Source organism: Kistimonas scapharcae, from assembly GCF_039540975.1.
GTDB classification, from domain to species: Bacteria; Pseudomonadota; Gammaproteobacteria; order Pseudomonadales; family Endozoicomonadaceae; genus Kistimonas; species Kistimonas scapharcae.
Map to the genome: position 1 here is coordinate 1 of NZ_BAABFL010000404.1, position 14,223 is coordinate 14,223.

A 14,223-nucleotide genomic window follows, 5' to 3' on the forward strand; every position below is an offset into this window, starting at 1 on the left:
CTCTGTTGCCAAAAGTACGGCCAGCTTGCTCACATTCCCAAGGTTAAGCGGGATTTAAGGATGTTACCCTATGAATTGGAACAACAATTGATTATATGGCATGAGCTTGACTTGCCGGATCCTTCAGACGCAGTGAGAACGTATAACCCACTTAAGTTATCGTTTACGGCTGTAGACAGGATGGCATCTGAAAAGGATGGTGGGACAACGGCTGTTGTTGCAATGGTTATCGGTTCGACACTTTTTGTCTGCAATGTGGGTGATTCCAGAGCGATATTGATAACGGCTACAGGCAGAGTTTTTCAAGCCAGTGAAGATGCAAGATGTGGATTTGATGAAACTCAATCCTCTGAAACCTCTCAATCACCTGATAAGTATACCCAGTCAGCATTGAAGCGCGGAGGTTTTGTGTTTCCTGGTGGAGTCTTTGGGAACCGTGTTAATGGAGAAGTAGAGCCCGCGCGTACCATTGGTGATCACAATTTTGGTGGATCACGGTTTACCTATGCGTTAAACCCTCGTCCGAAAATTGTACCATTCACCGATGCGATACTCGATGAGATGCTCAATGAAAGGCAGTATGAAAGACTGGCAGGTGACGCCAGCCTGAAAGACTGCCTACTGGTATTAGTGAGTGATGGCATAACAGGAAAAATCTCCTCACAACAAATGGGTGATTTGGTTTTCGTTTTGTGGCAGAACGGGTTTAACCCAGAGGAGATAGCAGCTTATTTAATAGAAGCTGCACTCCAGTGTGGTAGTAAGGATAATATGTCTGCGTCAGTAACCCCTGTCTCTGCACTGTATCCTGATTAAACGTTATTGCCTTTTCGTGTTTGCTGTATACGACTCAAAATGCCACGCAACATATTCATTTCTTCTGATTCCGGTCGTGCCCGGTTAAAGAGTCGACGCAGTTTGGTCATGGCATTGCCGGGATGCTGTCGAATGATGAAGTTTACATCGTAAAGCGCCTCTTCCAGGTGCTGGTAAAATTGCTCCATGGCGTTGGCATCCGGGTAAGTGGTTATTTCCTCATTCAAGTCAGACCCTGTTTCCGAGCGTGCTTCCAGGCTTTGCCGGATCTCGTAGCAGAGAATCTGTATTGCTGACGCCACATTCAGTACGGGATACTCCGGGTTGCCGGGAATGCAGACGTGATAGTGACACTGCTGCAATTCCTCATTGGTCATCCCCATGGTTTCCTGGCCAAACACCAGCGCGACCTGAGTGTTTTCGGCTTCCTGAATCACTTGCTGGCCACAGGTGCGGGGGCTTAGCATCGGCCAGGAGAAGGAACGGCTGCGGGCGGAGGTGCCAATGACCAGGGAGCAGTCAGCGATGGCCTCAGACAGGTTTTCTACGACGTTGACCTGGTCAATCAGGTCAGCGGCGCCGGCCGCCATGGTGTCGGCATCCGGATGGGGCCAGTGTGGTGGGCTGACCAGGGTGAGGTGGCGTAAGCCCATGGTTTTCATGGCGCGCAGGGCGGATCCGATGTTTCCCGGATGCCAGGTACGGATCATGACGATACGGATGTTATCCAGCATAGTGGCAGGTGTACTTGTCTAAAAACGGCGTATTATCAGCGATACCTTCGGATTATGGGAAGTGTTGAGTCTACGGTATGGCCTGTCTGACACCTTTGCCATTGTTGAGGATGTTTTGCTGTATTCCTGATATAAGACAAGTTAACCACTTGTTTCATATCGATTTGTTGGTGCTATTTCGATTTCACATACCTGATCCCACCGCTTACTTATAGATTTTGAGAATAAATAATGTAATCGCTTAGATCCTTCGTGCTGAATAATGAGTAACCAAACGTGCCATAAACGTTTTCTAAACTTTTGTGGCTCTTTAAGATCCAAATAAAATTGAATCCTATTTGAAACAAGGAATGAGCATATGGCAAGCATAGCAACGAAGACATCGCAATCAACGGTATCGAATCTGGAAAGTGGAAGCTCCGCGAGCAGAAATTTACCACGATTTGGTCAAAGAGTGACCTCTGAAGTGGAGAGCGGATTTTCATTAAAGCAGTGCTTACGAGAAATCGGATTGTGGTTTAGGGAATTACCGGGAAAGATAAAGAATTTTTTTATTACCTGCTGCCGCTGCACTTGTTGTTGCCCAGAGGATTCACTTTTGATCGGCCAGAGTAATGCAGTAGTCTTGGAGCCAGAAACGCAAACTTCCAGCCCAAAGCAAGATTCAATCAAACACGCTTTTCCAGAGCAAAGTGCTCATACTTCAGGCTGGAGTAATACAATAAGTGCAACAGGCTGAATTTTGAATTGTGAGACAGCTGTCGGTAGATTTCTAAGTTGTCACACTCTGAAATGGATGTCTGGAATGAACACTCAAACCAAACACTACGAACAGCTGACTCAAAGCAAACGATGCCAGCTTCAGGCTCTACTGAAAAACGATCTTTCTCAACAAGCCATGGCTGACACGCTTGGTGTTCACAAAAGTACGATTAGCCGAGAGTTAAGACGAAATTCTGATCATGACGGCTACTGCCCCGAGGCGGCTGAAAAACGTAAAACGGAGCGTAAGAAAAACGCTCGTAAAGCAAAGAAAACGGATGTTCAGCACAGACAAATTATCGAAAAAGGTCTGTCTTTGGGATGGTCGCCAGAAAACATCAGTTGTCGCATTAAAATTGAGCTGCCTGAAAAAGCCATTAGCCATACAACTATCTACCGGCTCATTGCTCAAGATAAAGCCAATGGGGGCCAGCTTTATCGAGAACTCCCCAGGTTTGGCAAGACCCGTTGGAAAGGCGGAAAGCGTAAGGCCGGGCGCTCTCTGATACCTGATCGAACGGATATCACTGAGCGTCCTGCCATTGTCGAACAACGCACCCGTTTGGGAGACTGGGAAGGTGATACGGTATATGGACAGGATGCTCACCTGGTTACTCTGGTAGACCGAAAAAGTCGCCTTACCATGATTGGCAAGGTGACGAGCAAGAACGCTGAAACAGTAGCCAACAAGATGATTGAGATGCTGCAACGTGCACCAGGAGCGAAGACAATCACCCTGGATAACGGTGGAGAGTTTGCAATGCACGCCATGGTTTCGGAAGCGGTTAATGCAGATGTTTATTTCGCCAAACCTTACGCGAGCTACCAAAGAGGAACCAATGAAAACACCAATGGCATTATTCGTCGTCAGTGGCCTAAAAAAATGGCACTTGGACAGGTTACAGCAGAGGAAATTGAAGCGATGGAGTATCAATTAAATAGCATGCCTCGCAAGGTACTTGGTGGTTTAACACCGCTTGAGGTCTACACTGGCAAGTCTGTTGCACTTATTGCTTGAATCCAGCAGAAAGCTCCGTTTTACCCTGTGCTTTAGAATCATTGGAAAGTAGACAGCCTAATGAAGAGGTATGTGTGTTTTCTGATGGTAGACATGATAATGGCGTGAATGATTGGAGTGTCGATGCGAGAGTGTTTGATTGCCATGATGATGTCACTGCTGATATCACCTGTTTATCAGAAGATGCAAAAGACGATTGGGAATGTGAGCCTAAAACTGTGTTTTCGTCACAGGGTAATATAGATGCCGTTTCATCGGTATCATCAAGCGATGATGTTTTGTTGTACGATGATGACCTGAAAAAACCTAAACTCTTATCGATAGATGAGAGTGATGATAAGACTACTGGGGATCCGAGCCATTCTGGCTTGAGCCAGGCTTCAGCGGTGATGTCTTTTCAACCCGTTCCACTCAGTGAAGATGATGCCATTAGCGGTGAGAAGGAGGGGCTTGTCGTTTCGTCTTCTCGTACATCTATAGAATGGCCAGTTCAAACGCATGATTCCAAAGTGAGTCAACACGTTGATAGTTCGAAAGACAGCAGGATGCCTAAACAGCGTGAGAGTGAAGAAACGGTTTGTATAGCAGATAGGGTTGATGCCAAAGCAGTGGATTCATCTGCTACAGATGTATCGTCACCTGCTAGTGGAGGGCAGACCGCATCTCCTTCATCGTTAGACACAAGTGCTGTCTTACCGCCGAGTGCTCAGGATGACGGTAAAATAATAGCCGAAAGAGACGGTGATCGGTTTGATGCGATGCTGGGTTCGCTAGATAGGCGTTATGATTTAGACGTATGCCAATCTGCGAGACCAAGGCTGTCGCCGCCGCATGCTGCTGAAGAGTTAACTGTTGACGAATCAGTGCAGGTGCAGGGTAAACAACCGGTTAGGGTTCATTCTCTGGATGATTCCATGGATAACACAGAAAAATCCGTTTTAGGTTTTTTTATGCCTAAAGCTATTTATGAAGATAAAGATGAAGGAGTCCGCAGATTTATAAAAGCATTGAATAGGTGTCTGGAAGTTGATTTGCCAATAACATCCCTTTCTTCAGGTCAGGTTGTAGATTCCAGTGCGCTGATTATATGTCCGATTATTATGTCCTCACGAGAAAGTTCTAATGTATCTGCAGCCATTAATAAAGCAAAACTAAGTGATGCACAATTAAAGAAAACAATATTTTTTCTTGTTTATCCTGTGGCACCGCATATGAATGATCCAGCTTGTTATTTTGTGAAGTCAACAAATCCGGAACTCGTGAAGACTTTGAGAGCAGGTATGGCTGTCATAAGAATAAGAATAGGTATTACAGGGAGTGGTGATATATATGATTGTAATTACAATAGAAAAAATATATCTGACTTTACCAAGATTCTAGATGATTTTGATGCACACAATTCAGATAAGACAAAATCCTGTGCCATATCAACTGTAACAGAATATTCAGCCAGTGAAACCGTTGAAGCTTCTGCTTCCCCACGAGACAGAGCATACAGCAGAGAGGGCAGCACAACACAAACTGTAGCTGTTTCATCGAGGCTAGATAAGAGCGGTGAGGCTTTAAAAGAGGAATTAACACTTATGGCCGTTCCGTCGTCGAGCGAGCCTGCTGCTCTTCTTAAGAAAACGGTTCCGACTATCCGAATACCCAATGCAATTTGCAGTGACGCGCGTTACCCTGAAGTTATCGGACAATTAATTAATAAGACATGTCCTGACAATCCTGTTATAAGAAATATCTCATCATTTGATACAAGTACGGTCATACTTTTTCCCGTTATAATCGAATCAAGAGCCGGTTCAAATATATGTGGGGCTATTGATAAAATTGAAGCAGAAGGTTTTGCTGAGCATATGAGAAATAAAACAATCTTGGTTTGCTTGCACCATATTGCGCCACATATAAAAAGCTTTAAAAAGCAAGCAGATATTCCTACTGAAGCTGCGTTGAAAAATGAAAAAGATCCACAAATGATTATTGCAGGTACTCTTAAACATTCATGTAAAGGTGTTGTAGATATAGTTTTTTGGAATAAAGAACTGCGTGACAGTGATGAAAATAAGGCTGCATTTGAAACAATGAAACGCCTATTGGCTAATTAATGAGTGGTTGGCCATAGTTTTGAATGGGTTGTGCAGCCTGGATTTTCTCTGCTTTCATAATATGAGCCCATTGCTAAGGGAAACTGCGAATAAGTCCCTTTTTCCAAAAAACAGCATCAGCAATAGCAAGGGTTACCGAAGGTGAGTGTGGACTTATTCGCACCTTCCTAAGCTTCATCAAGGTCTGCCGCCATTGAATACTCCTGCTCGCCGGTGAATGCGGCGTTTTAGTTACATTGCTGTAATTCCTGATTGGTCGTCCACATGGATTCCTGGTCGAACATTAAGGCGACCTGACTGTTTCAGCTTCCAGAATCACTTGCTGGCCACAGGCTCTGGGTGTCAAGCTGGGCCAGGAGAAGGAATGGCCGCCATGCTTTCAGCGTCCGGGTGAGGTGGCGTAAGCCCATGGTTTTCATGGCGCGCAGGGCGGATCCGATGTTTCCCGGGTGCCAGGTACGGATCATGACGATTCGGATGTTATCCAGCATAGTGGCAGGTGTACTTGTCTGAAAACGGCGTATTATCAGCGATACCTTCGGAGTATGGGAAGTGTTGCGACTACGGGTTGGTCTACCTGACACCCTTGTCATTGAAAACCCTGACGCTAATCGTTACCTCAACCCTGAAGGCTGCTAGAATCCGCATCCATTTTCCTTTGTGTTGTCATAGCAGCATATCCTGATCCCTACCGGCGTCCTGATGGTATGAGCCCGGTTGCAGAGTGAAATAGCGCAGTAAGCATGAATAAAACCACCGAACGTGAGGTTTATCGCTGGTTACGCAGCCAGAAGCAGGCAGCAGGACGCTGGCTTGGCTGTGTCATGGCGTTGGGTATTGGCAATGGTTTGATGATCATTGCCCAGGCCTGGTTTTTAGCCACTGTCGTCCATAGCCTGGCGATGGACGGACAGGAACGGACAGCGGTTCTTCCGTATCTGGGTGGTTTTTTGCTGGCCAGTCTGGTGCGTGCCGGTTGTCTGATGGGACGAGAACAGGCCGGCTTCCGGGCCGGTCAGGCTGTTCGCCAACAGGTGCGGCGTTTGCTGCTGAACCGTATGGGACAGCTGGGGCCGGCAGCCGTCGGCCAGCGCCCGGCAGGTGAGTGGTTGACGCTGCTTCTGGAACAGGTGGAGGAACTGCAGGATTTCTTTTCCCGTTACCTGCCGCAAATGACCCTGTCAGTAGCCATCCCCTTGTTGATCCTGGCCGTGGCATTGCCGCAGAACTGGGCGGTTACCCTGATCTTCCTGGGGACGGCGCCACTGATTCCTCTTTTCATGATTCTGGTCGGTATCAAGGCGGCAGATGCCAACCGTCGTAACTTCCAGGCATTGTCCCGTTTGAGCAGTCACTTCCTGGATCGGCTGCAGGGGCTCGCTACCCTGCGGTTGTTTAACCGAAGCCGCCAGGAAAAGGCCATGGTTGCGTCGGCTGCAGAAGCCTTCCGGGTCAAGACCATGCAAGTGTTGCGGCTGGCGTTTCTGTCATCGACTGTGCTGGAGTTCTTTGCTTCTGTGTCTATTGCGCTGACGGCACTTTACCTGGGCATGAGTTACCTTGGTTACCTGAACTTTGGTCACTGGGGCGGTGAGTTAACGCTATTCACGGGCCTGTTTCTCCTTCTGCTTGCCCCGGAGTTTTATCAGCCGCTTCGCGAGCTGGGCACCTTCTACCATGCCCGTGCCCAGGCCATTGGTGCCGGCGATCGTCTGATGCATTTTCTCAATGAACCTGTACCGCAACGTCCGGAAGGGGGGCTGGCCTGTCCTGCACAACCGGCAGTCGAGATTGTCTGTGACCGTCTCACCGTGCAGGCACCGGGTAGTGACAAGCTGCTGTTGAATCAACTGTGTTTCACTGTGGCAACGGGAGAGCATTTGGCCATAGTTGGGTTGTCTGGAGCCGGTAAAAGCACCCTGCTGAATGTTTTTCTGGGTTTTCTGGATTACCAGGGCACCCTGAAGATTAACGGGATTGAGCTGCGGGAACTCAATCCGGATCACTGGCGCCGCCAGCTGACCTGGCTGGGACAGAATCCGCTGCTGGTGTGTGGCTCGGTGCGGGACAATGTCCGGTTGGGGCGACATGAGCTGTCGGACGACGCCATTAACAAGGCCCTGCAGCAGGCCCATGCGGATGAGATTGTCGCAAACCTTGAGCAGGGATTGGATACCTCCCTTGGCGAAGCGGCCAGCCGGTTGTCTGTCGGGCAGGCGCAGCGTATCGCCCTGGCCCGTGCGATTGCCCGATCCGCGCAACTGGTGTTGCTGGATGAACCGACTGCCAGCTTGGATCACGACAGTGAACGGCTGGTGGACGATGGTATCCGCCGTTACAGTGCGGGCAAAACGGTGTTGATGGTGACGCATCGCCCATTACAGGTACAACGTGCAGACCGCGTGCTGGTGCTCGATGGCGGCAAATGTATCGCGTATGGCGAGCCGGATGCACTGCGCGTGCAAGACGGGCCATTCGCCCGACTCTGGCACAGCTGGGAACAGGAGCTGGATGACATGACGCCGTTGGCAACCTCGGCAAAGAAGGGAGTAACAGAGCATGCGTGAGTTGCTGCCTTTCCTGAAACTGTATCGCCACCACAGCCTGCAGATGGGGCTGGGCATCATCCTGGCACTGGTGGCACTGGCGGCGAGTGTTGGGCTGCTGGCGCTCTCTGGCTGGTTTATTACCGCGACGGCGATTGCAGGGCTGACCCTGGCCACGGCACAGGCCTTTAACTTTTTTACGCCGGGGGCGGGCGTTCGCGGATTTTCCATCGTGCGTACGGCGGGTCGCTACTTTGAGCGGGTGGTCAGCCACGATGCCACGTTTAAATTACTGGCTCGACTCCGGGTCTGGTTTTACGGTTGTGTCGAACCGCTGGCCCCGGCAGGCTTGAGACGATTCCGGCAGGCGGATCTGCTTAACCGAATGGTGGCAGACATTGATGCGCTGGATAACCTCTATCTGCGCCTGTTAACGCCCTTGATCTGCGCGATCCTCGGTGTGGTCGGTCTGATCGTACTGGCCAGCCTGTTTTCACCGGCAGCCGTGGTGCCATTGGCGGCCGTCCTTTTGCCGGCTTTGTTACTGCTGCCTGTGTTGTTTTACCGGTTGGGTAACCGGGCGGGGCAGGCTGTGACTGAGGCCAAAGGTCAGTTGCGTACCCGGTTGCATGATTATGTGACGGGGCAGGCCGAGTTGCTGATCTTCGGGGCAGAACCCACCTACCGTGCGGCGGTTGAGGAAGAAGAGGCACAGCTAATCCGGCAGCAGTCCATCCTGGCACGGGTCAACGGTTTTGCGGTGGCGTTGGTCACCGTATTGGCTGGCCTGACCCTGGTCTGGCTATTGTGGGTTACGGCGGCGGAGGTGTCGGCGGGGGGATTGGCCGGCCCCATCATGGCGATCCTGGCATTGGCGACGTTGGCCGCGTTTGAGGCGATCATGCCATTACCCGGTGCCTTCCAGGTACTGGGTCAGGTACGCCGATCAGCGGCACGGTTGAATGAAGTGACCCGTCAGACGCCAATGGTCAGTTTTCCCTCTGACAACCAGGAGTCACCCGTCGTTGATGGAAAAGGCGTGGCAGTGACTGTTAAAGGACTCAGCTTCCGTTATCCGGGCATGATGGGGGAGTCCGTTCTGGCTGGATTTGACCTGAGTGTGCGTGCAGGTGAGCGGATTGCCATCACTGGTCATACCGGGTGTGGTAAATCCACCCTGCTACAGCTGCTGAGCAGGGACTGGAATCCTGATGCCGGTACGATTGCCATTGGAGGCTGTCCCATTGAGCGAATGTCTGAATCCACCCTGCGTAATGTGATGGCGGTGATGCCACAGCGCATCCATGTATTCAGTGCCACACTCAGGGACAACCTGCGAATTGCCAGTGAGCAGGCCAGTGATGAAGCATTGATGAAAATACTGTGTCAGGTGGGGCTTGATCGTCTGACGGGCGGTGAGGATGGACTGCTGGATCTTTGGCTGGGGCAGGGCGGTGTGCCGCTGTCGGGCGGGGAGCAACGGCGCCTGGGATTGGCCCGGGTGCTATTGTGCGACAGTCCGTTGCTATTACTGGATGAGCCGACAGAGGGACTGGATCCGGACACCGAAGACAGGATCCTTCAAGTGCTGAATGACGCGACGCATGGCAAAACGCTGCTGATGGTGACCCATCGGAAAGCCCCCCTGAGGGTGGTCGACCGAATAGTCGCCCTGTAATTCCTCTGCGATAACAAACAGGCATCACGGCAGTCGCCAAAGAGGACGTTCACCACCTGCTGCAGGAAGCAGCAGGTGCCATGCGGTTCATGGGTAAAGGTAATGAACTTAAAACCGTTTGAGCGACAACAGTAAGGTAACCGGCACCAGGGCAAAGGCGCCCAGAATACCCGGGAGAGAGGTCGCCCAGTGATGCCAGCTGAAGGTCAGCCCACCAGTAAAGGCATAAACCAGCAGCTGCAGCGCCACCACGACCACCACTGAATAGAGACGCGCACTGGTACCCAGGGCAAACAGCAGGGCGAGTGCCGTGGCCAGCGTGATGGCAATCCAGGGCAGGGTGATGGTCACCAGGCCGGAAAGGAAGATGGCGGTGTTTCGGTGCAGCCAGTCGGGCAGGGTATCCACAATTGCAAACTGCTGGGCAAACGACAGCGCCGGCTCCAGAAGGGGCAGCAGCGCCAGTGCGAAAAAGAGCGAAATATAGGTTTTTTTTATGATCAGCCGCATGGGGGGCATCCCTGTTCGATAGCCCAATAATGATAGGTGCTTCGCGACAGGGTGTACATCCATGATGTTGACCCTGTCGTTGATCCCGGCGGTTGTACAAAGGTGTAGGGCGTTGTTTATTCTCCGGTGAAAATCTCAGCTACCATGCAGCGTGCGCTGCCACCTCCGACGGTCTCCAGGGTGTCCAGCGGTGCAGAGACCAGTGTCCCATAGCTTTCCAGTGCTGCGCGTTGTACGGAGGTTAAATGAGCCCGCGCCTGTTGAGAGAGCAGTATCAGCGGTTCGCCCTTCTGGTTTTTGAGTTCCAGCAGGTTGCCCGCCATATGGCTTACCTGTGCCGGTGTGATGTAGATCAGCTCCCTGTCCCCGAGCTGTTCTATCACCTGCTCACGTTCCTTGGCATCGGGAATACATTGTTCGCACAGTACGGCAAATCGAGTGCCGATACTTAACATGACATTGGTGTGGTAGATCGTCTGACCATGCTGATCAACGGCATGAAAAAACACCGGTTGATACCCTGCCTGGCTGGAAAACGTTTCAGTCAGTGCGCGGCTGGTACGGGGCGACAGTGCGGCAAATGCCTGCCGATTGACTCGGTCCAGCACCAGGCTGCCCGTACCTTCCAGCGCTTCACCTACGGTAGATTCATGGCGGAGGTCGTGATGATCAGCCAGAGCAATATTGGCGTCAGCGAGTCGCTGTTCCAGCGCCTGCAAACGCACTTCATTCTGGCGGGTAGGAACCAGCATCGGGAAGACATAAAGCTCTGTTGCATGGTGGGCTGCAGGTAAGGTGAGGAACCAGTTGTTGGGGAAGGTGGCTTCGGGGGTGGGAACATCATCCCGGCTGGGCATTGATAGTACCTGAACACCGTGCGCCTCAAGTGCCTGACGAAGCCCGGCGAACTCCGCCAGTGCATTGTGCCGGGTAATGTCGGCCGCCTGGTCAGGGATGTTCTGGAAATAGTTGGTGACAGCGGTTTCGGGATTAAAGCCGAAGTGATCCGGTGAAATCATGACCACGGTATCGGTGGTCTGGCTGGGATTAGCCTGGCATACCAGCGTCATAAAAGTACTGAGAAAAACGAGCGCCAATAGATGACAGGTCGTTCGCCAAAGTGCGCTCATGGGTGGGATTGCGAGCTTTTTCATGCCGGTGATCCTCACAGTTATCCTGGTGCGGAGTCACCAATATAGATGGGCTAGGAAGGGATGCCACTGACCGAAGAGTCAGCAGCGTTGTACACCGTGTCCGTGCACAAATTCAGGCGTTTGTTCAGGACGCCGTGATATGGCTCAGTGATCGACCTTGCCTCTGAGGTTTTTGGTGTTACTCCGACGTTTTTTACTGTCGAGGCGTTTCTTACGGGCTGTCAGGCTGGGGCGGGTGGCAACGCGTTTCTTGCGAAAGACCGCGACGGAGCGGATCAGTTCGCGTAACCGTTCCAGGGCGTCAGCCCGGTTTTTCTCCTGGCTGCGGTATTGTTGAGCCTTGATAACGATCACGCCGTCAGAGGAAATGCGTTGGTCCTTCAGTGTCAACAGCCGGTGTTTGTAAAACTCAGGCAGGGAGGAGGCCGCGATATCAAAGCGCAGGTGTATGGCCGTTGAGACCTTGTTGACATTCTGGCCACCGGCACCCTGGGCGCGAATGGCGCTGAGTTCAATCTCACTGTCGGGCAGGGAAACGTTCGTAGAAATTTGAAGCATGGAAATAACGTTCGACCTGAGCTGATACAGGGTATCTGATAATCTGACCAGAGGGCTCTTTTACCGGTATTAGAGCATGTTGATACGCATATCCAAAGTGAAATGGAGCAAAGCCCCCTGTTTTTTTACTGACAGGCGGTAGCCATATTCACTGCTGTGGATGATGCAGTTTGATTTTACATAAACAGCTAACAAACTGGGCACTCACAAACGGAGTAAGGTTGTGGAGATAAACTGTTTAGGAAGCCGGGATACGACCCGGGTACCCGGAATCAGTGCAATATCGTCATCAGTCATCTAAAAAACTGGGACACTGTATGGGATCTCGCGAGCCTTTGAGCGGATGAACGAGCACTGATCTGCGAGATGGACGGGAAATGGTCGTTTGTCGTACATAAAGGCGGGGGAGAGCTGTTTGTTCTGTGTATGTTTTCGCAGGCCGTTCACCCAGAGCATTGAAAGACCGGATCAGGCGGTTGAATCGTAAGACTTACTGCTTCTCATGCAAAGAAAGCCTTCATGACAACGTCCTCGGAGAGTACCTCTCCAGAATGTGGTACCACCCGGCTTGTAATATGATCGTTTAAAGGCTTTCTACCATTGTGCACTATAAACAGGTGAACATTTTAATCCTGCAGTGACACTCAATATCAGGGACAAAGAGGACGATTCAATACTCTGTATTTGAGAATGGGCCGTATGATAAATGCACTTTCATTGGCTTACTGTCCAAACCTTCCCCTCCGGCAGGAAAGCTTACGATGTTACGGGAGGCAGTCGTTGCTATTGCAACATAGTAGTCTACGGCAATGCTGCCTGAGCCGTGCACACTATTCGTTTGCATGGCTGCATGAGGTATATAACTATTGGCACTTTTAACCGCAGCACCCCCATCGGCAAAATAAAACTGATAGACTGACCCTGCATTGTTACCGATCGTATATTGAAAATTGAATGAAGAATGTTCATAACCACACTCGCTGAATGCGCCACCTTTTGTTTCATATGATGCTGATAATGTTTGATGTGGCTTTATTGTGGCTTCTGCCAAAACGCTATACATACAGTGTGCATCGCCCGCTTTAATGTATATCTCCTGATCACTATTGTTGATAAACTCAAAATCAATATCCTGGCCTGCGAATGAAAATGTAACTGGAAAAAGAAACAGCGTCAAAGCAAGATATCTAATCATTGTTTTTCACCTTTTTTCAATATTGATTAATACCGCTCTTATCTAAGTACTGTTTCAGTACTTAATGTGTAAGAAGTTGATCATGTGTTTTCAAGATATCGCCAATACCAAAGCATCATTGAAGCGAAAAGCATAGGTGTTATTTTATAATTTGCCTGTCATAGTTATATTAAAAAATCGAATATGCGACAGTAAATAATGAATATCAGCCTGAATTTTTCAAATTTATATTTCAGTTGCGAATCCATAAAGCCAATATAATAACCTCTTCTAAGGAAGAGTGGATCCCCATTTTAGTGATTTTGCTGTCTACTAAATTAGCGGAGGTTTAAAGCTTTCCGGAATTATTTGATCGAATTGACCTATTTTCAAATGTTGATGGATTAGATGGTGTAAACCGGGTCTATTCCAAAGCTATTATAAAAACCCTTTGATGCATCATTGACTTCGAATATGTCCAGTAATATCTCATTTCTTCCAAGGCGTTTGGCAATTTTGACCACTTCCTCATGGAGCAAGCTACCAATATCATGTCTTCTGATTTCCTGTCCACATAAATTAGGTTTTCCCATAGATAATTTGATCTGTTTAAATGCATTGCTTTAAAATCTGGCTTCATCCAAACAAAGCCAGCCTTTTTTAATTGGCAATCAATAACTATTATTTCAGGTTTTTTAATGGAGGGTGTTATATCTTCTCTTTCATTTTGATGAGTCAGCTTTCTTTAGTCCATTTTTCGATAAGGTGAGTTTCTTGGATACCTTCATTAATAAACTCTAAGTCCTCAAGGGTGGCATTTCTGATTTTCATAAATGTCTCAGTTATATGGATTTACATTCAGATATATAGAGCCTTGGAGTTTAGTAGAACAACCATCGTTGATGTCTCTTGCTGCCAACAAAAGCGACTGTTCGTCCATGTCGCACCATATTTCTAGCATCGCGTTCTCAAAGGGGACCTGAGTGACTGTGTCTTTAAATGGTCAATGAGTATGTTCGTACTGATACTGTGTACACGACTAATGTCTCTGATACCAGAGCCGTTCATGGTCATGGTCACAACGCGTGTAATCATCCCCTAAACTAGGGGCATTTCGAATTAGAGTTCTCCGACTTACACTGAGTCAAACGGAGAACGAGATGAAAAA

The 14,223-nt window shown here is 49.5% G+C and carries 14 protein-coding genes; 7 read left to right on the forward strand and 7 right to left on the reverse strand.

The genetic code is table 11. The features are described 5' to 3' along the window. A partial coding sequence (locus ABD892_RS15260; RefSeq protein WP_345196730.1) for a PP2C family serine/threonine-protein phosphatase occupies nt 1-816 on the forward strand: 816 nt, incomplete at its 5' end. Here ABD892_RS15260 and trmJ read toward each other — a convergent pair. Beyond that, complete coding sequence (trmJ, locus tag ABD892_RS15265) at nt 813-1,550, reverse strand: tRNA (cytosine(32)/uridine(32)-2'-O)-methyltransferase TrmJ (protein ID WP_345196732.1); 738 nt, start codon at nt 1,548-1,550, stop codon at nt 813-815. The genes ABD892_RS15260 and trmJ overlap by 4 nt on opposite strands. Nucleotides 1,551-1,908: 358 nt before the next feature. Here trmJ and ABD892_RS15270 point away from each other — a divergent pair, with 358 nt between their 5' ends. The 3 genes from ABD892_RS15270 (at nt 1,909) to ABD892_RS15280 (ending at nt 5,435) form a co-directional block, all read left to right on the forward strand. Beyond that, nucleotides 1,909-2,289: a hypothetical protein gene (locus ABD892_RS15270; protein WP_345196733.1), complete on the forward strand. Its 381-nt coding sequence runs from the start codon at nt 1,909-1,911 to the stop codon at nt 2,287-2,289. A 66-nt stretch (nt 2,290-2,355) separates the two neighbouring features. Continuing rightward, the gene (locus tag ABD892_RS15275) at nt 2,356-3,330 is read left to right on the forward strand and encodes an IS30 family transposase (protein ID WP_345196734.1); all 975 of its coding nucleotides are present in this window, start codon (nt 2,356-2,358) and stop codon (nt 3,328-3,330) included. Continuing rightward, on the forward strand, nt 3,327-5,435 hold the full coding sequence (locus ABD892_RS15280; protein ID WP_345196735.1) for a hypothetical protein: 2,109 nt from the start codon (nt 3,327-3,329) through the stop codon (nt 5,433-5,435). Before ABD892_RS15275 ends, ABD892_RS15280 begins: the two co-directional genes overlap by 4 nt. A gap of 302 nt (nt 5,436-5,737) precedes the next feature. On the opposite strand, the gene ABD892_RS27155 is transcribed toward ABD892_RS15280, so the two are convergent. Further along, entirely contained in the window at nt 5,738-6,028 is a 291-nt protein-coding gene (locus tag ABD892_RS27155; RefSeq protein ID WP_425559273.1) for a hypothetical protein, read from the reverse strand. Between the two features lie 150 nt (nt 6,029-6,178). Between ABD892_RS27155 and cydD the strand changes: the two genes are divergently transcribed. Together cydD and cydC are read left to right on the forward strand one after the other, a co-directional pair. Beyond that, complete coding sequence (gene cydD / locus ABD892_RS15290; protein ID WP_345196736.1) at nt 6,179-8,002, forward strand: heme ABC transporter permease/ATP-binding protein CydD; 1,824 nt, start codon at nt 6,179-6,181, stop codon at nt 8,000-8,002. Then, nucleotides 7,995-9,659: a heme ABC transporter ATP-binding protein/permease CydC gene (gene cydC / locus ABD892_RS15295; protein ID WP_345196738.1), complete on the forward strand. Its 1,665-nt coding sequence runs from the start codon at nt 7,995-7,997 to the stop codon at nt 9,657-9,659. Before cydD ends, cydC begins: the two co-directional genes overlap by 8 nt. Before the next feature lie 108 nt (nt 9,660-9,767). Here cydC and ABD892_RS15300 read toward each other — a convergent pair whose 3' ends face one another. The 3 genes from ABD892_RS15300 to arfB form a co-directional block, all read right to left on the reverse strand. Then, nucleotides 9,768-10,169, reverse strand: coding sequence for a hypothetical protein (locus tag ABD892_RS15300; RefSeq protein WP_345196739.1), 402 nt, complete (start codon nt 10,167-10,169; stop codon nt 9,768-9,770). 116 nt (nt 10,170-10,285) lie between these two features. Beyond that, nucleotides 10,286-11,323 (reverse strand): arginine deiminase-related protein, encoded by a 1,038-nt coding sequence (locus tag ABD892_RS15305; RefSeq protein WP_345196741.1) that lies wholly within the window; start codon nt 11,321-11,323, stop codon nt 10,286-10,288. Nucleotides 11,324-11,467: 144 nt separating this feature from the next. Further along, complete coding sequence (arfB, locus tag ABD892_RS15310; RefSeq protein WP_345196743.1) at nt 11,468-11,881, reverse strand: alternative ribosome rescue aminoacyl-tRNA hydrolase ArfB; 414 nt, start codon at nt 11,879-11,881, stop codon at nt 11,468-11,470. 422 nt (nt 11,882-12,303) lie between these two features. Between arfB and ABD892_RS27160 the strand changes: the two genes are divergently transcribed. Then, nucleotides 12,304-12,468 (forward strand): IS1 family transposase, encoded by a 165-nt coding sequence (locus ABD892_RS27160; protein WP_425559274.1) that lies wholly within the window; start codon nt 12,304-12,306, stop codon nt 12,466-12,468. 83 nt (nt 12,469-12,551) lie between these two features. Here ABD892_RS27160 and ABD892_RS15315 read toward each other — a convergent pair whose 3' ends face one another. Together ABD892_RS15315 and ABD892_RS27165 are read right to left on the reverse strand one after the other, a co-directional pair. Then, complete coding sequence (locus tag ABD892_RS15315) at nt 12,552-13,076, reverse strand: hypothetical protein (protein WP_345196744.1); 525 nt, start codon at nt 13,074-13,076, stop codon at nt 12,552-12,554. Between the two features lie 383 nt (nt 13,077-13,459). Continuing rightward, on the reverse strand, nt 13,460-13,648 hold the full coding sequence (locus ABD892_RS27165) for a GNAT family N-acetyltransferase (protein ID WP_425559275.1): 189 nt from the start codon (nt 13,646-13,648) through the stop codon (nt 13,460-13,462). Nucleotides 13,649-14,223: the final 575 nt, after the last annotated feature.